The organism is Amycolatopsis sp. WQ 127309 (genome assembly GCF_023023025.1).
GTDB lineage: Bacteria > Actinomycetota > Actinomycetes > Mycobacteriales > Pseudonocardiaceae > Amycolatopsis.
In genome coordinates, this window is sequence record NZ_CP095481.1 from 7,492,080 (window position 1) to 7,512,657 (window position 20,578).

Here is a 20,578-nt window from a genome sequence, read left to right on the forward strand (position 1 = left end):
CTCGCGAGGGGAGAAAGCCGAGCGGGTCGCACTGACGGAATTCCCGCACCGGACGTGGTGCGAAACCTGGCATTCCGGTGAACCGCCGGATCGGCCCGACCGCGGGTCCGTGTCCCCCTGCCCGCCGCGGATCTTCCCGTTGCGTCTGGTGTCCTGAATGGACGGTGGCCTTCCGGCACGCCGATGCCGGTGCCCGCGAGGCCCGGGACGGTCGGGGGGAAGCCGTCCCGGGCCGCGGACACCGGCACCGGTGGTCGACGACGACCGCGCCTGTGGTCTCCGTCTGCTGAAGAAGACGCGATTCGCTGCGTGAGCGTTACAGCCGTCGGGCCCGGACGGCCGGCCCCCGGGTACATCTCACGGTGGGGAGCCGGCCGTCCGGTGACGCGATGGGCTCCTCGGCAGGACCCATCGCGGTCGGTTCGCGTCCTGCTACGCGGCTCTCGGACCTACTTCGTGTGCTGACCCGGGCGGTCGACGTCGCCGCGCCAGGCGCCGGTCTCGTGACCGTCGCGGGTTTCGATGAACTTCTTGAAGCGGTCGAGGTCACCCTGGACGCGGTGGTCGAGGATGCCGCTCTTGTCGGCGACGTTCTCGACGAAGCCCTCGGGGTCGATGTCCATCTGGACGGTGACTCGGGTGTGGGTGTCGTCGAGGCGGTGCACGGTCACGACGCCGGCGTGGTTCGGGCCGGTGTCGGACTTCCAAGCGACCCGCTCGTCGCGGTTCTGCTCGGTGATCGTGGCGTCGAACTGCTTGGTGACGCCGGCGACGCTGATGGTCCAGTGGGTGTGGGTGTCGTCCACCTGGTCGATGCGGTCGACGCCGTCCATGAACCGGGGGAAGTCGGTGAACTGCGTCCACTGGTTGTAGACGGTGCTCACATCGGCTTCGACGTCGACGGACTTGGTGATCGTGCTCATGCCGCGGTCAGCTCCTTCTCGTGGTTCCGGGTACCGCACCTGCAGTGCACGGCCACCCCACGGCTACCCGCTCGGCGGGAGACCAAACCGATCCGGATTCGATGCATCGCACTTGTTCGTCCACAGTGGATTCGTGGTCACGGCTGGACGCGCGCCCGCCGGCCGACGGCGAGGTCGCCCAGCCGCGCCAGCGACTCGGCGTTGCGCGGCCGCAGCAGCAGTCCCTGGACGGCCTCGGGCAGCACCTTGGCCGGCCCGCGCACGACGTGCTCGGTCATCCGGACCAGCGTCCGCGTGCCGCCGTCGTGCGGGACGAGCGTGAGGCCGACCGCGGCGGCCCCGGTCGGCCACGCCTTCGCCTCCAGCGACAGCGAGACGCCGGTCTCCACCGCGACGACCGTGGTCTCGTCCTGCAGCTGCAGCGGCCAGGAACCGACGCTGTGGTGGATCCGGCTCCCGACGGCGGGCCAGCCCGCGTCGACGGCCCGGATGTGGGAGCTGCCCACCACCCACCCGCCGTAGGACCAGCCGTCGGCGAGTACGGCGAAAACGGTCTGCGGTGGTGCGTCGACCACCCGGCTGACCTCGGTCATGGGGCTCTCCGTTCGTTCTGCGCGAAGCCGGCCGGGTACCCCGTGCCGGGCCGTCCCACGCGGCCGCGTCCGGGAAACCCGATCGGCACGATCGGACACCGGCGGCTACCGTGACGCCCATGGAGTCCTCGGAACCGGACCTGATCCGGGCGCTGGAGCGCGGGCTCGGTGCGTACGTCCAAGCCGTCGCCGCCGCGATCGGAGTCCCCGCGGAGGGCACGACGGTGGAGATCAGCGACACGGCCACGGCTTACCTCGGGCTGTCGCGGCCCTGGCCGGGCCGCCCGCGGCACGACGTGATGCTGGTGTGGAGCGAACGCCGCGGCTGGACGGTCGCGGTGGAGACCGCGCCCATCGAGGACCCGGTCGTGCTCGCGCGCTGGCCGGGTGACGAGCTCGTCCCGCCGCCGGAAGAGGTGGCGCGCTTCGTCGATGACGCCGCCGCGGGCCGCAGTGCCGGCAAGGACCGCGTGACGGCGGTCCCCGTCACCCGCCGGATCCTGGCCGAGCGCCTCGACGAGTACGTCCCGCTGCCGTCCGACCAGGTGTAGCCCCGGGATTTCTGTCCGCTCAAGTCTCGCGAAACCCCCCGATCCGCCGTTGTGGCCGGCGTCACGCCTGTGCCACGGTCGATGCTGACAACGTTGTCTCCGAAGGGTGGGACCTCGTGGTTCGCATCGCCCGCGTGTCGCTCGTCGTCCTGCTCGCCGCCTTGGCGGTCTTCGTGCCCGTGGCTCCCGCGAGCGCGGGCACCGTGGCCGACTACCCGGAGTTCCCCTACCCGGCGACCACCTACCAGGAGCCGTTCCGGGGGCAGTTCCACTTCAGCTCGCAGGCCGGGTGGATGAACGACCCCAACGGGCTGGTCTACGCCAACGGCCTCTACCACTTCTTCTACCAGCACAACCCGCACGGGCTCGAGTGGGACACCATGCACTGGGGTCACGCCACCAGCCCGGACCTGGTGCACTGGACGCAGAAACCGATCGCGCTGGAACCCGGCGTGCACCCCGGCACCCTGTTCTCCGGCGGCGGGGTCGTCGACCGGGACAACACCTCGGGGCTGAAGACCGGCGCGCTCGACCCGATCGTCGTGTTCACCAACACCGACGGCGTCAGCGTCTACTACAGCAACGACAACGGCCGCAGCTTCCAGCCGTACGACCAGGGGCGCAAGCAGATCGAGATCCCGGCGGAGAGCCGGGACCCGAAGGTGGTCTGGGACGCCGCCCGCCACCGGTGGGCCATGGTCGTCTGGTCGAACCGGGGCGGTTACGGCGTCGACCTCTACACCTCGCCCGACCTGCTGCACTGGAGTTTCGCCAGCCGGTACGCGGCGGACTGGCTCTTCGAGTGCCCGGACCTGTTCCCGATGACGCTCGACGGGGTGCAGCAGTGGGTGCTGACGTCGGGGACGAGCGAGTACGTCGTCGGCTCGTTCGACGGCACGACGTTCCGCACCGACCGGCCGCAGCCGAAGAAGATGAACCAGGGCACCACGTTCGCCGGCGGCACGTTCTACGCCGCCGAGACGTTCTCGAACGCCCCGGACGGCCGCGTCGTGCAGATGGCGTGGCAGGGCGGCAACCGCGGCAGCACCTGGACCGGCGACGCCACCTTCCCGGCGGAGCTGAAGCTCGTCGGCTCGCCCGACGGCCCGCGGATCACGCGGACGCCGGTCACCGAGCTGGACTCGCTGCGCGCCGACAGCCGGAGCTGGCAGAACCAGCCGGTGAGCCCCGGGACCAACCTCTTCGGCGGGATCCTCGCCGACACCTACGAGATCACCGCGACCTTCGACGTCGCGAGCGCGACCGCCGGGCAGTTCGGGTTCGCGCTGCACAGCCGCTCCGACGGCAGCGCCGACCGGACCGTGGCCTACGACCGCGCGGCGGGCACGCTCTACGGGAAGCCGCTGGCGCCCACCAACGGCGAGGTCACCATGCGGCTGCTGGTGGACCGCGGCCAGCTCGAGGTCTTCGGCGACGGCGGGCGGTTCTCCGTCGCCGACAACGTGAACTTCGACTCCGCCGCGGTCAGCCAGGGCATCCGGCTGTTCGCGACCGGGGGACAGGTGCGGCTCAAGAGCGCGAAGTTCACCCGGCTGAGCACGAGCTGGGGCACCGCGCAGTCGACGCTGGAGAGCACCCTGGCGGGCCCGTGGCACGCGGCCGGCGGCTCGTGGACCGACACCAGCGGCGGCAAGCAGGCCCAGGCCGGCGGCGACGCCTTCTACCTCAGCGCGAGCACCGCGGCCGACGCCGTCTACCAGGGCGACGTCCGGCTCGACACCGCGCAGGCCGCTGGGCTGACGTTCCGGGCGACCGACGACGGCGCCGGCTACACCGCGAACATCGACACGAGCGGGGTGGTCAAGCTGTGGCGCCCCGGCCGCGACATCGCGACCTACGCCACGCCCATCGCGGCCGGCAGCACCCACCACCTGGAGGTGCGCACGACCGGCGCCCGCATCCAGGTCCTGCTCGACCACGGCACCACCCCGGTCATCGACGCGACCGACGACGTCTACGCGTCGGGCCGCTTCGGCGCGAACGCCTACCACGGCACGGCGACCGTGCAGAACCTGAACACCGGTCCCGGCGGCCTCGACGCGTTCACCTCCGGCGCCTGGACCGCCCGGGGCGGCACCTGGACCACCACCCCGGACGGCCTGCGCGGCCGCTCGCCCGACAACGGCTTCTACCTGAGCGACCGCACCGGAACGGACTTCACCTACGACGGCGACGTCTCGGTCACCAACGGCACCGCGGCCGGCCTGACCTTCCGCGCGGCCGCCGACGGCACCGGCTACACCGCGAACGTCGACAGCAGCGGAGTGGTCAAGCTCTGGCGGCCAGGCCGCGACATCGCGACGTACGCGACGCCGATCACCGAGGGCCGCACGTACCACCTGACGGTGCGGACGACGGGCACCCGCATCCAGGTCTGGCTCGACCACGGCGCCACCCCGATCATCGACGCGACGGACACCGCGTACGCCGCCGGGAGGTTCGGGGTGAACGGCTACGCGGGCAACACGCTCGCCCAGCACCTGGCGGTCACCTGATTCACCAGCCCAGTTCGGCGTCGTCCTCCTGGAACGTGCCGGTGGGGCCGTCCTCGCCGATGACGGCCATCCGGACGATCGTCCGGGCGCTGACCTCGACCGGGCGGCCGTGGGGGTTCTCGATGCCGCCGAGCAGGGTCGCCGTGTAGCCCGGCTCGACGGCGTTGAACTTGACCTCCGGCACCGCCCGCGCGTACTGGACCGTGAGCATCGAGACCGCCGCCTTGCTCGCGCCGTAGACGATCGCCGAGACCTGCGACGCGGGCCGCGCGGGGTCGTGGTTGGCCGTGAACGAGCCCAGCGCGCTGGAGATGTTGACGACGACCGGGTTGGCCGACTTCCGCAGCAGCGGCAGCGCCGCCTCGGTGACGCGGACGATCCCGACCGCGTTCGTGTCGAACACCGCCAGCGCCTCCGGGCCGTTGAGGGCGAGCAGGGCGATGCCGGCGTTGTTGACGAGCACGTCGAGCCCGCCTTCGAGCCGGTCGAAGGCCGCCGCGACGGACGCGTCGTCGGTGACGTCCAGCTGGACGAACCGGGCGCCGACCTCGTCGGCGGCCGCGCGGCCGCCGACGGCGTCACGGGCGCCGAGGTAGACGGTGTGCCCGGCGGCGACGAGCTGGCGGGCGGTTTCCTTGCCGAGGCCCCGGTTGGCCCCGGTGATCAATGTCGTGGTCATGACCCGAGCTTCCGAGGCCGGGAGCAGGTTAGGCAGTCGTGCCGTTTTCGTAGGACTGCCAGGGCCAGGACAAGGCGGCCGCGGTCGCGCACACTGGAGGCGTGGAGACGTGGGAGTTCGGCCGGATGGTGCGCCGCTGGCGCGACCGCGTCGCACCCGAGACGGCCGGGGTCCCGGTGGGCCGCCGTCGCCGGGCGACCGGCCTGCGCCGTGAAGAGCTGGCCGGCCTCGCGGGGATCTCCGCCGACTACCTGACCCGGCTCGAACAGGGGCGCGCGACCTCGCCGTCGGTGCAGGTCGTCGAGGCGCTGGCGCGCGCCCTCCGGCTGGCCGACGGTGAGCGTGACCTGCTGTTCCGCCTGGCCGGGCACGTCGCGCCCGGGCTCGACGTCGTCCCGTCGCGGATCACCCCGAGCGTCCAGCGCCTGCTCGACCGGCTGGCGCACACGCCGGTCGCCGTCTACGACGCCACCTGGACGCTCGTCGTGGCCAACGCGCCCTACGACGCGCTGATGGGGGAGACGACGGCCTGGCGCGGGATCGAACGCAACGCCGTCTGGCGCCACCTCGCCGGCCCCGGCACCCGCGCCGTCCACACCCCGGAGGAGCACGCCGGCTTCGTGGCGCAGCTGGTCGCCGACCTGCGGCTGAACGTGGCGCGGTACCCGGCCGACCGGAGCGTCACCCGGCTCGTCGAACAGCTGTCGCGGAGCCCGCGGTTCGTCGAGCTCTGGGACGCCGGTGCCCCCGAGCCGAGCCAGGAGACGTCGCGGCACAAGGTCGTCGACCACCCGCTGGTCGGCCGCATCACCCTCGACTGCGACACGCTCATCGTGGCCGCCGACGACCTGCGCATCATGGTCTACACGGCCGAACCGGGCACCGAGGACGCCGAGCGCCTCGACCTGGCGATCGTGCTCGGCACGCAGACGCTCGTCTGACGCGCCGTTGACCTGGGCTTCACCCGCTGTTCCCCCGCGGCGGTAGTGGTTGCCCGGCGGCGCGGGCGATACTGGCGCGGATCCCGGCCACCACACCTCCGGAGTGCTCATGACGGACGTCAACCGCAGGCGGTTCTTGCAGCTGACCGGCGGCACCGCTGCCCTTTCGGTCCTTTCGGGCAGCATCGCCCGCGCGGCGGAGATCCCCGCCCACCACCGCACGGGCACCCTGCGCGACGTCGAGCACATCGTGGTCCTGATGCAGGAGAACCGGTCGTTCGACCACTACTTCGGCACGATGCGCGGCGTCCGCGGCTTCGGCGACCCGCGGCCGGCGACGCTGCAGTCCGGCAAACCCGTCTGGGCGCAGTCCGACGGCAGTCGCGACATCTTGCCCTTCCACCCCGACGCGGACAACTTGGGCCTGCAGTTCATCCAGGATCTCCCACACAGCTGGAACGACACGCACACGGCGTGGAACCGGGGCAAGTACGACAAGTGGGTCCCCGCCAAGGGCTCGACCACGATGGCGTACCTGACGCGCGAGGACATCCCGTTCCACTACGCGCTGGCCGACGCGTTCACGATCTGCGACGCCTACCACTGCTCGTTCATGGGCTCGACCGACCCGAACCGCTACTACATGTGGACCGGCTTCACCGGCAACGACGGCACCGGCGGCGGACCGGTCCTGGGCAACGACGAAAAGGGCTACTCCTGGACGACCTACCCCGAGCGGCTCGAGAAGGCCGGGGTGTCGTGGAAGATCTACCAGGACGTCGGCGACGGCCTCGACGCCGCCGGTGGCTGGGGCTGGATCGACGACGCCTACCGCGGCAACTACGGCGACAACTCGTTGCTGTACTTCAACTCCTTCCGCAACGCCAAGCCCGGCGACCCGCTCTACGACAAGGCCCGCACCGGCACGAACGCGAAGGCGGGCGACGGCTACTTCGACCGGCTGCGCGCCGACGTCAAGGCCGGGACGCTGCCCCAGGTCTCGTGGATCACGGCCCCGGAGGCGTTCTGCGAGCACCCGAACTGGCCGGTCAACTACGGCGCCTGGTACCTCGCGCAGGTGCTCGACGCGCTCACCGCGAACCCGGAGGTCTGGAGCAAGACCGCCCTGTTCGTCACCTACGACGAGAACGACGGCTTCTTCGACCACGTGCTCCCGCCGTACGCGACGGCCGGGCAGTCCACTGTGGACACGACCGGCGAGATCTTCGCGGGGTCGGCGTCGAACCCGGCCGGCCCGTACGGCCTCGGCCAGCGCGTGCCGATGACGGTCGTGTCGCCGTGGAGCAAGGGCGGCTGGGTGTGCTCGGAGACGTTCGACCACACGTCGATCATCCGGTTCATCGAACGGCGGTTCGGGGTGCAGGAACCGAACATCACGCCGTGGCGGCGCTCGGTCTGCGGCGACCTGACGTCGGCGTTCGACTTCGCGCGCACCGACGCCCACGTGCCGCGGCTGCCGGACACGGCCGCCTACGCGCCGCCGGACCGCGAGCGGCACCCGGACTACGTGCCCGCGGTGCCCGCGAAGGGCGTGCTGCCCAAACAGGAACACGGGCTGCGCCCGGCGCGGGCGCTGCCGTACGACCTGGCGGCCGACGCCCGGGTGCACGGTGACCAGCTGACGCTGACCTTCGCCAACCACGGCCGGGCGGGCGCGGCGTTCGTCGTGACGTCGCCGTCGGCCGACCCGCGGACCTACACCGTGGGCGCGGGCCGCTCGCTGTCCGGCGCGCTGCCCGCGGCCGGCGGGTACGACTTCACCGCCCACGGCCCGAACAGCTTCCTGCGGCAGTTCCGGGGCACGACGGCCGGGCCCGAGGTGAGCCTGCGCCAGGACGGCGGGTGCGTCGAGCTGACCCTGACCAACACCGGGTCCGCCACCGTGCGGCTGACGATCACCGACGCCTACGGGCGCCGGTCGGCGACCCGGCAGTTGCGCCCGGGCGCGCGGACCGTCGAGAAGGTGGACACCGGGCGGAGCAATGAGTGGTACGACGTCTCCGTGACGTCGGATAAGGACCCGAAGTTCCTGCGCCGCTTGGCCGGGCACGTTGAGAACGGCCGTCCCAGCACCAGCGACCCGGCGATCCTCACCCGGTGAGCCGATAGGGCTGTCCCGTCGGACAGGATGCCGGTCATGCCTTGACGGGTATGACCGGCGTCACGTAACTTCCGCCGTGTCTTGAATCGTTTCAATCCACGGTCGGGGGATCAACGGTGATCGAAAACGACCCGGTAGGCACCACTTCGATCGGCGGGGAGTTCCGGCTGTCCCGGCGGCGCGCGCTCGCGCTCGCCTCGGCCGCGGCCATCGCCGGCACGGCCGGCGGGTGGCCGATCGCCTACGCCGCACCGGAAACCGACGGCGCGGCGGGCCGGTTCGCCGACCCGCGCCCGGACTCGCGGCCCACCGTGCTGTGGTTCTGGAACGGCACCGTCACCACCGCGCTGGTGGCCGACGGGCTGGCGGACCTGCGCGACAAGGGCGTGCACGAGGTCCTGGTCTTCCCGTTCGACACGGCGGCGCTGAAGCCGGCGTTCTTCACCGAAGACTGGTTCACGATCATCGAGTTCACCCTGCGCGAGGCGCAGCGGCACGGCATGCACCTGTGGCTGTTCAACGACGACTACTTCCCGAGCGGCCGCGCCGGTGGCCTCGTCGTCGACGGCGGAAAGGTCGGCGACCGCGTCTACCAGCCGCGGCCCGACCTGCGCCTCAAGGGCGTCGGGCGCCAGGTCCTGACCGTCCCCGGCGGGGTGCCGGTGCCGCTGGTGAGCCGGGGGCTCTCGGTGTCGGGCGGGCGGTTGCTGGTCGACGCCGCGGCCCGCGACGGCGTCACCCTGCTGCGCGAAGGGGCCGGGTGGCAGGACTGCGACGTCGTGGCGAAGGTCCGCGTGGAAAGCGCGACCGCCGGGCTCATGGTGCGCAGTGCTGACGCGGACAACGGCGTCCTGGCCGACCTGCGCAGCGACGGCGCCGTCGACGTCTGGCAGCAGTCCGGCGGCGCGTTCACGCAGCTCCGGGGCGGCGCTGCGGTCCCGGGCTTCGACCCCGCCGCCGACCACGAGCTGGCCGTGCGCGTCCGCGGAACGACCCTGACCGTGACGCTGGACGGCGTCGCGCAGCCCGCGGTGGACGGCCTGAAGTACGCCACCGGCCGGGTCGGCGTGCGCTCGGTGGCGTCCCAGCGCTCGTCGTGGGACAGCCTGACCGTGCGCGACGCGACCGGCACTGTCCTCTACACGGAGACGTTCGACAGCGCCGCCGCCCTCGACGGCTTCGACCTGCCCGCGACCGGCGTGCCGCTGGTCGCCGCGGCGGCCCGGCCGGCGTCCTCGACGGATCCCGCCACGCTGGTGGACCTGACCGCGCAGGCCCGCGCGGGCGGCACGTGGACGCCGCCCGCCGGGACCTGGCAGCTGGACCTGTTCACCGTCCGCGACCTGAGCACGCCCACCGGCACCGGCCGCGCCTACCTCGACCTGCTCGACGACGAAGCGGTGCGGCTGTTCCTCGACGCCGTGCCGGGGGAGTACGTGCGCCGGTTCCCGTGGGCGCCGGGTGCGGTCCTGCGCGGCTTCGCCGACGACGAGCCCTACCTCGCTTCGGCCGACGGGCCGTTCAACACGGTGCCCTGGTCGCCCACGCTGGACGCGGAGCTGCACGCGCTCGGGACGTCGCCGGGCGTCGCGCTGACCGCGGTGCACGACGCCGGTCTCGGCGACGCCGGCCTGCGGCTGCGGGGGCTCTTCTGGCGCGCGGTCAGCAACCGGTTCGCGGCCGCGTACTACAAGAGCCAGGGCCAGTGGCTGGGCTCGCGCGGGTTGAAGCTGATCTCCAACCCGCTGTGGGACGAGTACGGCCCGGGTGAGCAGCTGCGCAGCTCCGGCAACCTGAACACGAACAACCAGTGGGCGCAGGTGCCGGGCACCGACCTCATCTTCGACCACTACCAGCGGGGCTACCACCGCACGCTGTCGCGCTGGCCGGCCAGCACCGCGCACCAGCTCGGGCTGGAGCGCGTCTACCTGGAGGCGATGGGCGGCACCGGCTGGCCGGTCACGCCGTCGTTCGTCCGCGAGGTCGTCGGGGCGTTCGCCGTGCGCGGGGTCAACCACACGCTGCTGCACGCGCGGTTCAGCGACGAGAACCAGATCGTCTACCCGCCGCCGTTCCAGCCGGCCAACCCGTGGTGGGCGGTGTCCGCGCCGCTGAACGACTGGATCGGCCGGCTGATGGAGGCGTGCCGCGCGCCGGCGCGTGCCCGCACCGCGCTGCTGCAGCCGCAGCGCGCCGTCGAGTCCACACAGGACACCCCGGCGATGGCCGACCTCGACACGGCGTTCCTGACCACCGCCCACGCGCTGGAGGACGTCCAGGTCGACTTCGACTTCCTCGACGAAGGCGCGCTCGACGCCGACCCGGCGCTGCGGACGCACGCCCGGCCGACCGGCTCGAAGCTGGTCGTCGGGCAGCAGGCGTACGGGATCGTCGTGGTGCCCCGGACGCCGAACCTCGCCGTCGGGACCGTGCGGACGCTGATCCGGTTCGTCCGCGGCGGCGGCACGGTGGTTCTCGTCGGCGCACCGCCGAGCCGGGAGGCCGGCGGGAACGACGCGGGCCTGCGGGCCGCGCTGGCCGAGTTGTTCACCGCGCGCACGGCGGTGCGGGCGGCCGACCCGGTGGCGGCCGCGACCGCGGTGGCCGCCGCGGGTGGTGCGGCGGCGACGCTGGAGCCGCGCCACGACGACGTCCGGGTGCTGCGCCTGGAAAGCGCCGGCCGGCCGCTGTTCGTCGTGCTCAACGAGCGCGCCGACGCCGTGGAGCTGACCGCGACGTTCCCGGCGACCGGCGTGCCCGAGGTGTGGGACCCCGACACCGGCACGACGGCACCTGTGGGCGTCTGGCGACGGGCGTCGTCCGGGAACACGGCGACCGTCCTGCGCCTGGAACCGAAAGCCACGCTGCTGGTCGTGTTCCGCGCGGGCGCGGAGCCCGCGCACGCGGTGAGCGCGTCGGCGCCGGTGGAGCGGGTGCGTGCCGACGGCCGGGCCGCGACCTTGCGCGTGATCGCCCCGGGATCGGTCGGCGTTACGGTGAATGGGGGTGGCCGGACGTTTTCCGGAACGGCCACGGTTTCCGATCCGCTCACGGCCATTCCGTCCGGCGGGGACTGGGTGTTCCGCTTCGATCGTCCGGGCGCATCGGCGACAACGCGTCCTCTGGGGTCCTGGACCGAGGTGGACCCGGCGTATTCGGGATCGGCTTGGTACGAAAAGGACTTCGATGTCACGGCGGCGACGTTGTCCGGTCGCAAGTGGACGCTCGACCTCGGCGAAGTCCACGAGGTGGCCGAAATCGAGGTCAACGGGAAGCTGCTCGGATCCCGGTTGTGGGCGCCGTACCGAGTGGACGTCACGGCGGCGCTGCGCGCCGGCCGCAACAAAGTACGGGTGCGGGTCACCAACACCGGGGCGAACGCGCGGGGCGAGGTGCTCTCGTCCGGCCTGATCGGCCCGGTGAGCCTGCGGCCGCACCGCCTCGTCGACGTCGTGCTGTCCCGGCACTGACGGCGGCCTGCGGCATTCGGACGCAGCCGTGAGGGGCAATCAGTCCAACGCAATTTCGTGACGAGCAATCCACGATTGTGATACATTGTCCTTTAGGGACGGTGCGCAGGCTTCCCGCCTCTACTTATCCGCCACGAACGGACATCGAGTGGTGTAGACGACCGGCGGCTGGATTGGTTACGGCTCGCGGACGTGTCGATCAGTTGAGATTGCTCACTGCGGTTTCCGGCCGCATCCGGTTTTCGATGGGGTCTTTCGGTGCATTCCTAGCAAGTCGAATTCGGACTTCGAAAGGAGCACAACAGTGAGAATCGGAAAGCTCGGCCGCTCCGCGGTCGTCGCCCTGCTGGTCACGGCTCTCGTCGGCTTCTTCGCCGGTGCGGGCACGGCTTCCGCGGCTCCGGCCCCGGCGGCCCAGGCCGCTCCGGCGCTGACCGCGCCGATCACCGGCACGTTCACCGACGCGTCGGGCGGCACCGGCACGGCGGTCGGCAGCTTCACGCCGACCGGCTTCACCACCGATGGCACCAGCACACTGGCCAACGGTGTCGCCGACCTGACCATGGTCGACTCCGCCGGCCAGCAGGTCGGCACCGTTTCCCAGGCCGTCACCGTTCCGGTCGGCGTCGCCGCGGCGTCCTGCCAGATCCTCGACCTGGTGCTCGGCCCGCTCGACCTCGACCTGCTCGGCCTGGTCGTGCACCTGAACCAGGTGCACCTGAACATCACGGCCGACGCCGGTCCCGGCAACCTGCTGGGCAACCTCCTGTGCGCGATCGCGGGCCTGCTCGACCCGGGCCCCTTGAGCAACCTGCAGGCGCTGGTCAACTTGCTGAACCAGATCCTCGCGATCCTCGGCGGCTGACCATCCACATCGGACACTCCGGCTGAACCGGAGTGACGGAACGGCCCACCCGGAAACCCCGGGTGGGCCGTCGTCGCGTGCGCGTCACTCCGTCGAGAAGTCCGCCATCATCGCCATGTCCTCGTGCTCCAGGTTGTGGCAGTGCAGCATGTACCGGCCCGCGTAGTCGGTGAACTTCACCGCCACCTCGACCGCCTCCGACGGGCGGACGTCGACGGTGTCCTTCCAGCCCGCGTCGTACGGGCCCGGCGCGTGGCCGTTGCGGCTCAGCACCTGGAAGTGGTTCAGGTGCAGGTGCACCGGGTGGTGGACGTCGCTCGTGAAGCGCCAGATCTCCGTCGTGCCCAGCTTGGCGCGGGCCAGGTCGCGGCCCGGCGTGTACGGGGCGCCGTTGATCGTCCAGGAACCCGACGACTTCTGGAACAGGAAGTCCCGCGTCGTGGTGGCGCTGGTCCGGTTCAGGACGGCGACCTCCGACAGCTTCGCCGGGACGTGGCTGTCGTCGGCCACCCGGCCGTCGGTGCCGACGTCGAAGCACATCACCTCGGCCGTCGCGCCGGAGCCGAGCTTGTTGACGAGCCGGACGCGCGTGCCCGGTGCGTAGCGGGCGAAGTCGATCACGACGTCGAAGCGTTCGGCGGGGGAGAGGTCGATGCTGTCGTGCGTCAGCGGGCTCGCCAGCAGACCGCCGTCGCCGCCGATCTGGACCAGGGCGCCGCCGCCCGGCGGCTGCGGGTCCAGCGCCAGTGAGTACCGGCGGGCGTTGGAGCCGTTGAGGATCCGGAAGCGGTACCGGGCGCGGTCGGCGCGCAGTACCGGCCACGGCGCGCCGTTGACGAGGATGACGTCGCCGAGCACACCGTCCATGTAGGCCGGTGAGACGCCGGGCAGCTGCTGCCCGCCGGCGAGCGCGGGGTAGGTGAAGCTGCCGTCCGCGCCGAACGACCGGTCGCAGATCATCAGCGGGATGTCCCGCTTCCCTTGTGGCAGCGGCAAAGCCGCCTCTTCGTCGTCCGTCACGAGGTGGAACCCGGCCAGGCCCTGCCACACGTTGGCGGCGGTGAAGCCCATCCGGTGGTCGTGGTACCAGAGCGTCGCGGCGCGCTGGTCGAGCGGGTAGGTGTGGGTCCGGCTGGTCTGCCCGCCGCCGGTGTCGATCTTCGCCATGCCCGCCATCGCCGCCATGCCGGCCATCCCCGGCGCGGTGCTCGTCTGCTCGCCGCCGACGGGGTGCACGAGCTCGGTGGGGTAGCCGTCGCTGTCGGCCGGGGTGTGCCCGCCGTGCAGGTGCACCACGGTCGGGTGCGGCAGCTGGTTGGTGTGCTTCACGACGGCTTTGCGCCCGGCGGGCGTTCGCAAGGTGGGGCCGGGAAAGCTGCCCTGGTAGGTCCACGCCTCGGTGGTCAGCCCGGGCAGGATGCCCAGCGACGCCGGGCGCTGGACGATCTCGTAGAAGTCCGTCGTCGCGTCGCTGCGCACCGGCGCGAGCACCGGCGGGATCGGCAGTTCGGCGCGGAACGCCGTCGGCACGGGGGCCCGGCTCGACAGCAGCAGCCCGGGCTGGCCGTCGGCGAACAGCTCGCGCAGGAACGGCGTCCCGGCGACGGCGAGCGCCCCGGCGCCGGCCAGGGCCACGGTACCGACGCCGAGGAACCGGCGGCGGCTCATCCCGGGGCTCACGCCGGGACCCCGGCGTAACGCGCCACCGGCTGCTTGGCCCAGGAGAGCATGACGATCCGCACGACGAGGTAGAGCAGCGCGGCGCCGAGCGGCACGTGGACGACCAGGTCCCGGGTGAAGCCCAGCACGATCTGCGCGGCGCAGAGCACGAGCGCCAGCGCGGCGAACAGGGCGGGGCGGCCCGGCCCGCGGCCCCCGCGCCACACGACCAGCGCCGCCAGCAGCGTCGGCAGCAGGGCCAGCGCGAAGAGCATGCCCGACATGCGGTGTGCGGACAGCATCGAATAGTGGCCCTGCAGGAAGGCGCCGGCCAGCACCGGCTGCAGGCAGGCGAGCGCGGCCGCCACGACGGCGCTCGCCCGGAGCAGCAGGAGCGCGCCGCGGCTGATCGGGTTGTGGACAGGGTCCATCACAAGACTCGTTTCTCCGTGGGGACTTCGGGAGGAAGCAACCAGTCTTCGGTCACTGAAAAATTACTGTAGCAGAAAATATCCGGGCGGTGCACTAAGCTGGTGCCATGAGTCCGCGAACGGTGAACTGGGCGGCCTCGCGCACCCGGCGCAACGGGGAGCCCGAGGTCGAGGGACTGCGCGAGCGCAAGAAGCGGCTGATGCGTCAGCAGCTCTCGGACACGGCGACGGAGATGTTCGTCGAGCGGGGCTTCGACGCCGTGCGCGTGACGGAGATCGCCGAGGCGTGCGGGGTGTCGGAGAAGACCGTCTTCAACTACTTCCCGACCAAGGAGTCGCTGATCCTCGACCACCCGGACGCGGCGCTGACCGCGTTGCGGACCGACCTGGCCGAGCCCGGCGTGTCCCCGGTCGAGGCGACGTTGCGGATCCTCGCGGAGGAGCGCGCCGCCGTCCTGTCCTGGCTCGCGGAGCAGGACGACCCGGCCGAGGCGGTCACGAAGTCCCGGCGCTTCGGGCTGCTGATCGCGACCACGCCGGCCCTGCGCGCGCACCGCCTGGAGATGACCGAACAGCTCGTCGTGGTCGCCGCCGAGGCGCTGGCCGAGCGGGCCGGCACCACCCCGGACGACCCCGAACCGCGGGTGCTGGCGACTGCGCTCGTCGCGCTCTGGCAGATCCAGTTCCGGTCGATGGCCAAACACCTCGACGTCACCCGCACGGCGGAGGAGGTCGAGGACCTGGTCTCGGCCGACGTCGGACGCGCGGCGGGGCTCGTCGAAGCCGGGTTAGCGGCTCTCCCGGAGTTCGCGGGAGGGGCCTGAGCTACTTCGTGGCCGAGCGCCGCCGGGCGACGTGGTGCGCGATGGCGGTCGCGACGCCGACCGCGGTGAAGACGCCGGTGGCGACCGGGCTCAGGAACTTCGACAGGCTCGGCGCGTCGCTCGGGCCGAGCAGCCAGAACGCGAGCGACCCGGCGTAGACCGCGGTGAGGGCGGCGGTCGGCCAGCGGACGGCGCGCAGGCGGGGTTCGCGCAGCGTGCCGATCAGCACGACGATGATCGGGATCCCGGCGAGCAGGGCGAACTGCCCGGCGACGAAGACCGGGACGGCCCAGGCCGCGACGAGGACGGCGAGCGAGGTCTTGCGGGCGGTGGCGGTGGTCATCGGTTTCTCCTGATGGTTGCTTGGTTCAGCGGGCTTCGGCGGTGGTCTTGAGTGCGGCCAGCCAGGCGTCGAGGCCCGGGGCGAGGTACTGGATGGCCGTGGCCGGGTCGGCTTCGATCTGCTGGCCGGTCCAGCTCTCCTCGGTGCGGACGAGGACGCCGCCGCGCACCGGCGTGAAGTTCCAGACGTGGACGCCGCGGTCGATGCTCAGGCCGTCGCCGATCGCCGGCCCGGTCCAGCGGACGCACCGGCCGGGCGTGACCTGCTGGACGGTCGAGGTGATGACGAGGGTCGTCGCGGGAGTGGTGGGTGTGGCCGGGGCCGGGGTGGTCCACCGGAAGCGCGAGCCCGGCCGCAGCGGGCCGGGATCGAGCCGCTTCGCGCTGGTGACGGCGTTCTGCCAGGACGGCCAGCCCTCGACGGTGGTGTGCAGTTTCCAGACGGTGCTCAGCGGCGCCTTGATCAGCGTCTCGGTCCGGTAGTGGAGCTGGGCGGCGGGGTCGATGCCGGTGCCGTGGCAGGTCATGCTCGTCGCCGCTTCGGCCGGGGTGACGGCGGTGACGCCGAACATCCCGGCGGCGGCCAGCGGGATCGCGATCAGTGCGGAACGGAAGCTCATCGGGCCCTCCTTGTTAGTGGTCGTCGTGTTGGTTAGAAGCTATAACTACGCTGGCGTGAGTGTCAATAGGAAAAGTGATAGCCTCTAACTCATGACGGACCCAGCTGGTCAGAGCCCCCGTGAGCGCTACCGGGCTCAGGTGCGCGCGGAGATCAAGCAGCACGCGTGGGAGCAGATCGCCGCGGCGGGCGTGCCGGCGCTGTCGCTCAACGCGATCGCCAAGCAGGTGGGCATGAGCGGCCCCGCGCTGTACCGCTACTTCGCGAGCCGCGACGAGCTGATCACGGCGTTGATCCGCGACGCCTACCGAAGCCTCGCCGACACGGTCCGCGCGGCCCGCTCCGCAGGCGCGGACCTGGCGGCACTGGCCCACGTCGTACGGGACTGGGCTCGAAGCGACCCGCAGCGGTATTTCCTCATCTACGGCACGCCGGTCCCGGGCTACCACGCCCCGGACGACATCACGGCGATCTCGTTCGAGGTCATGACGGTGCTCCTGGACGCGGCCGGCGTGCTCCCAGAGGACCACTCGCCAACCCCGTTCGACAAGCACCTGGAGACCCACCGCGACTGGGCCGCAGACCACCCGGCGGGGGCCGCGACACTGCACCGAGCGCTGGCGTTCTGGACCCGCCTGCACGGCGTGCTGTCCCTGGAACTGGCGGGCCACTTCGCGGGCATGAAGTTCGACCCGGACCTGCTGATCGACGAGGAACTCAAGGCACTACTGGAAAAGTGACCGTCCGGCTTGCGTGGGGCTCACGACAACCCACGGCAGAACCCGACGGCCGGGAAGTCGGACCCGGCGCCTCACGGACGGCCCGGAGAACCTGCCCGCCGGGAGCGGCCAGCTCCCCGCCGGGGGCGGCCAACGTGCCGCCATGAGCGGCAAGGCGCGCCACCGCGGGCTGGTCGGCTGCCCGGACCAAAGCCGTGAGGGGCACCCTCATGGCTCTTATGTCCCTGAGGGTGCCCCTCACGACAGACCGATCCGACGGCCCGCGGCCGACTAGCTGCCGGGAGCGGCCAACGTGCGACCGGCGTGGCCGCCGGGAGTGGCCAACACGGTGACGGGAGCGGCTAAGTTGCCACCGGGAGTGGCCAACACGTTGACCGGGCGACCCGGGGTCAGAGGTCAGCGCCTAGACGATGCCGGCGTTGATCAGTAGGGGCCAGATCTCGCCCTGGTCCTTTACCTCTACGCCTAGCTTCTCCGCCTTTGTCAGCTTGCTCGCCCCGACGTCGGCGCCCGTGATGAGCAGGTCCGTGGTCGCCGAGACCGAGGATGCCGTGGTGGCGCCCGCTTTTTCGCACAGGCGCTGGAATGTCGGGCGGGGGACCTTCTCGCCCGAACGCGGGTCGTTGATGCCGCCCGTGATCACCACCGTCTTGCCCGCCAACGGGGCGCCCGCCGCTACTACCGGGGGGAGGTCCTCCTCGCGTACGTCCAGTGACACTCCCGCTTTGCGCAGCCGCTCGAGTTCCGGGCGCAGCCGGGTGAGGTGCTCGATCAGGGACGTCGCCACCTTCGGGCCGATGTCCTCCACCGCGACCAGGCCGTCGACGCCCGCGTCCACGACGTCTTCCAGGGAACCGAAGCCGGCTCGGCACAGGCGGGCGGCGGTGCCTTCCGACGCCATCGGGATCGCCAGGCCGATCAGCGCTCGGCGCAGGCCGACCTGGCGGCTCGTGTCGATCGACTCGATCATCCTGGTGGCCGAGACCTCGCCGATGCGGTCGTACTCCAGCAGGGTTTCCTTGGTCAGCCCGTAGAAGTCCGACGGCTGCTCCAGGATCCCCGTCTCCGCCAGCCGTTCGATCCACACGCCGCCGATGGCGTCGATGTCCGCCGCGGCGCGTGATGCCCAGTGGATCAGCCGACGGACGGTCTGGGCGGGGCAGGCGACGTTGGTGCAGAACAGTTCCCGGCTGTTGCCCTGCTCGGTCAGCGGATGCCCGCACGACGGGCACACCGTCGGCGGCACGATCTCCTGCTCCGCGCCCGTGCGCTTCGAGGCGTCGAGCACCCCGGCGACGAACGGGATCACGTCACCCGCGCGGCGCACCAGCACCGTGTCGCCGATCTTGATGCCGCGGGCGCGGATGACCTCCTGGTTGGCCAGGGTCGCGCGGGTGACGGTGGTGCCGCCCACGAACACCGGCTCCAGCCAGGCGACCGGGGCGATCTTGCCCGTCTTGCCGACGTCCCAGACCACATCGGACAGCACGGTGGTCTTCTCTTCCGCGGCGAACTTGAACGCCAGCGCGCCACGGGGCGAGCTCGACCGGGTGCCGGCGGCGGCGTAGGCGTCCCGGTCGGCCAGGCGCAGCACAGCGCCGTCGAGGTCGTAGTCCAGGTCGTTGCGCTGCTGCTCGATCGTGGTGATCACGTCTTGTGCGGCCTCGGCCTCCGTGCAGCGCCGCATGTCGGCCGCGGTGAACCCGAGGGACGCCAGTGCGCTGCCGAGGTCGGTTTCCGCGCTGTCGGGGTCGGTGTAAAGGTCGAAGGCGAAGAACCGCAGGTTCCGGCCGGCGACGGTGGCCGGGTCCTTGGCCCGCAGCGTGCCCGCGGCGGCGTTGCGCGGGTTGATCAGCGGCTTGTCCGGGTGCGCGGTGTTGTAGGCGGCGAAGGTGGACCGCAGCATCACGGCCTCGCCGCGCACCTCGACGCGGCCCGGGGCGTCGACGCGGTCCGGGATGCCGTCGGTCAGCGCCCGCACGAGCTTCGTGACGTCGTCGCCGGTCGTCCCGTCGCCGCGGGTGATCGCCCGGGCCAGCCGGCCCTTCTCGTAGACCAGCGCCAGCGACAGCCCGTCCAGCTTCGGCATGACGACCACCGGCTGGCCGGGGAAGCGCTCGAAGAACGCCACGACCTGCTCCGGCCGGGTCGCCTTCTCCAGCGACAGCATCGGGCGCGAGTGCCGGATCGGCGCGTGCAGCACCGCGGGCGCGCCCACCTGGTCCAGCGGGTTCGGGTCCGGCGCGAGGTCCGGGTTCGCCTCGATCAGGCCACGCAGCTCGTCCTCGACGGCGTCGTACTCCGCGTCCGCCACCGTGGGCGAGCCCCGGTAGTAGGCGTCGCGCATGACGACGATCCGATCGGCGAGTTCCTGGATGCGTTCCCGAGCGTTCACGGACCAGACGTTACCGGGGACCACCGACAGAAAGGACGTCCCGGATCGTGTCGCGCAACCACGTGTGGGCACTGTCGCGGTCGTGGCGGGCGTGCCAGGCCAGCACCGCGGGGATCTCCGGCGTCGGCACGGGAAGCGGCCACCCGCGCAGCTCCGGGCCGAGCCGGGCGGCGGCCATCCCGGGGACGACGGTGACGAGCTCGGCGGTGGTGACGGCGGCCAGGGCCATGGCCAAAGTGGGCACGATGAGAGAGACGCGCCGGGCGGTGCCGTGCGCCTCGAGGACGTCGTCGATGCGGTCGCGACGGCGGCCGCGGCGGGAGACGACGACGTGGGGCAGCGCGGTGAACCCGGCCGTCGTCGCCGGGTCGACGGCGAGGTCGTGGCGGCCGGCGGTGACCAGGGTGTCGGTCAGGACGGTCGCCGAGCGGACGTCGGCGGGGTGCGTCGTCTCGTCGGTCAGCCGGACGTCGACGGTGCCCCGGCGCAGCCCGTCGGCGTCGGTGTCCGCCTCGCCGAGCACCCGCAGGCAGACGCCCGGGGCGGCCGCCGCGACGCGGGTGATCAGGCGGGGGACCAGCGCGCTCGCCACGACGTCGTTGCACTGCAGCGTGAACGTGCGGTCCAGGGTCGTCAGGTCGAGCTCGGTCCCCGCGGTGAAGATCGTCTGGGCGCGCGTGACCAGCTGGTGCACCTCGTCGCGGATCCGCTCGGCGTAGGGCGTCGGCAGCATCACCCGGCCGGCGCGGACGAGGATCTCGTCGCCGGTCGCGCGCCGGATGCGCCCGAGCGTCCGGCTCATGGCCGGCTGGGAGAGGTGGAGCCGGTCCGCGGCGGCGCCGACGCCGCCTTCGTCGAGCAGGACGTCCAGCGCGACCAGCAGGTTCAGATCAAGATGCACCCAGGTA

General features: G+C 71.9%; 17 protein-coding genes. 8 read left to right on the forward strand and 9 right to left on the reverse strand.

The window, feature by feature from the left end; translation table 11 throughout:
• Positions 1-449: 449 nt before the first annotated feature.
• Both MUY22_RS33685 and MUY22_RS33690 read right to left on the reverse strand, forming a co-directional pair.
• Positions 450-923, reverse strand: coding sequence for an SRPBCC family protein (locus tag MUY22_RS33685; RefSeq protein WP_247051203.1), 474 nt, complete (start codon positions 921-923; stop codon positions 450-452).
• A gap of 137 nt (positions 924-1,060) precedes the next feature.
• Positions 1,061-1,516, reverse strand: a complete 456-nt coding sequence (locus MUY22_RS33690; protein ID WP_247051204.1) for an SRPBCC family protein — start codon at positions 1,514-1,516, stop codon at positions 1,061-1,063.
• 119 nt (positions 1,517-1,635) lie between these two features.
• Between MUY22_RS33690 and MUY22_RS33695 the strand changes: the two genes are divergently transcribed.
• Both MUY22_RS33695 and MUY22_RS33700 read left to right on the forward strand, forming a co-directional pair.
• Positions 1,636-2,067 (forward strand): DUF6292 family protein, encoded by a 432-nt coding sequence (locus MUY22_RS33695; protein ID WP_247051205.1) that lies wholly within the window; start codon positions 1,636-1,638, stop codon positions 2,065-2,067.
• A gap of 116 nt (positions 2,068-2,183) precedes the next feature.
• Positions 2,184-4,583, forward strand: a complete 2,400-nt coding sequence (locus MUY22_RS33700; protein ID WP_247051206.1) for a glycoside hydrolase family 32 protein — start codon at positions 2,184-2,186, stop codon at positions 4,581-4,583.
• A 1-nt stretch (position 4,584) separates the two neighbouring features.
• Here the strand turns inward: MUY22_RS33700 and MUY22_RS33705 are convergent, their stop codons facing one another.
• Complete coding sequence (locus MUY22_RS33705) at positions 4,585-5,262, reverse strand: SDR family NAD(P)-dependent oxidoreductase (RefSeq protein ID WP_247051207.1); 678 nt, start codon at positions 5,260-5,262, stop codon at positions 4,585-4,587.
• 101 nt (positions 5,263-5,363) lie between these two features.
• Between MUY22_RS33705 and MUY22_RS33710 the strand changes: the two genes are divergently transcribed.
• The 4 genes from MUY22_RS33710 (at position 5,364) to MUY22_RS33725 (ending at position 12,660) form a co-directional block, all read left to right on the forward strand.
• Positions 5,364-6,203, forward strand: a complete 840-nt coding sequence (locus MUY22_RS33710; RefSeq protein ID WP_247051208.1) for a helix-turn-helix transcriptional regulator — start codon at positions 5,364-5,366, stop codon at positions 6,201-6,203.
• Between the two features lie 109 nt (positions 6,204-6,312).
• On the forward strand, positions 6,313-8,325 hold the full coding sequence (locus tag MUY22_RS33715) for a phosphocholine-specific phospholipase C (RefSeq protein ID WP_247051209.1): 2,013 nt from the start codon (positions 6,313-6,315) through the stop codon (positions 8,323-8,325).
• Positions 8,326-8,441: 116 nt separating this feature from the next.
• A complete protein-coding gene (locus MUY22_RS49650; RefSeq protein ID WP_305879320.1) occupies positions 8,442-11,795 on the forward strand; it encodes a glycosylhydrolase-like jelly roll fold domain-containing protein in 3,354 nt (1,117 codons plus the stop codon).
• A gap of 304 nt (positions 11,796-12,099) precedes the next feature.
• On the forward strand, positions 12,100-12,660 hold the full coding sequence (locus MUY22_RS33725) for a hypothetical protein (RefSeq protein WP_247064520.1): 561 nt from the start codon (positions 12,100-12,102) through the stop codon (positions 12,658-12,660).
• A gap of 84 nt (positions 12,661-12,744) precedes the next feature.
• Here the strand turns inward: MUY22_RS33725 and MUY22_RS33730 are convergent, their stop codons facing one another.
• Positions 12,745-14,340: a multicopper oxidase family protein gene (locus tag MUY22_RS33730; protein ID WP_247051210.1), complete on the reverse strand. Its 1,596-nt coding sequence runs from the start codon at positions 14,338-14,340 to the stop codon at positions 12,745-12,747.
• Positions 14,337-14,750, reverse strand: a complete 414-nt coding sequence (locus MUY22_RS33735) for a hypothetical protein (protein ID WP_247051211.1) — start codon at positions 14,748-14,750, stop codon at positions 14,337-14,339. Before MUY22_RS33735 ends, MUY22_RS33730 begins: the two co-directional genes overlap by 4 nt.
• A 107-nt stretch (positions 14,751-14,857) precedes the next feature.
• Between MUY22_RS33735 and MUY22_RS33740 the strand changes: the two genes are divergently transcribed.
• Positions 14,858-15,574 carry a TetR family transcriptional regulator gene (locus MUY22_RS33740; RefSeq protein ID WP_247051212.1) on the forward strand — a complete coding sequence of 239 codons (717 nt, stop codon included), beginning with the start codon at positions 14,858-14,860 and terminating at the stop codon, positions 15,572-15,574.
• Position 15,575: 1 nt separating this feature from the next.
• Here the strand turns inward: MUY22_RS33740 and MUY22_RS33745 are convergent, their stop codons facing one another.
• Positions 15,576-15,917: a hypothetical protein gene (locus MUY22_RS33745; RefSeq protein ID WP_247051213.1), complete on the reverse strand. Its 342-nt coding sequence runs from the start codon at positions 15,915-15,917 to the stop codon at positions 15,576-15,578.
• Between the two features lie 25 nt (positions 15,918-15,942).
• Positions 15,943-16,536: an SRPBCC family protein gene (locus MUY22_RS33750; protein WP_247051214.1), complete on the reverse strand. Its 594-nt coding sequence runs from the start codon at positions 16,534-16,536 to the stop codon at positions 15,943-15,945.
• A gap of 91 nt (positions 16,537-16,627) precedes the next feature.
• Between MUY22_RS33750 and MUY22_RS33755 the strand changes: the two genes are divergently transcribed.
• On the forward strand, positions 16,628-17,275 hold the full coding sequence (locus tag MUY22_RS33755) for a TetR/AcrR family transcriptional regulator (protein ID WP_247051215.1): 648 nt from the start codon (positions 16,628-16,630) through the stop codon (positions 17,273-17,275).
• A gap of 403 nt (positions 17,276-17,678) precedes the next feature.
• On the opposite strand, the gene ligA is transcribed toward MUY22_RS33755, so the two are convergent.
• Both ligA and MUY22_RS33765 read right to left on the reverse strand, forming a co-directional pair.
• Positions 17,679-19,670: an NAD-dependent DNA ligase LigA gene (gene ligA, locus MUY22_RS33760; protein ID WP_247051216.1), complete on the reverse strand. Its 1,992-nt coding sequence runs from the start codon at positions 19,668-19,670 to the stop codon at positions 17,679-17,681.
• A gap of 10 nt (positions 19,671-19,680) precedes the next feature.
• Positions 19,681-20,571, reverse strand: a complete 891-nt coding sequence (locus MUY22_RS33765) for a LysR family transcriptional regulator (protein WP_247051217.1) — start codon at positions 20,569-20,571, stop codon at positions 19,681-19,683.
• Positions 20,572-20,578: the final 7 nt, after the last annotated feature.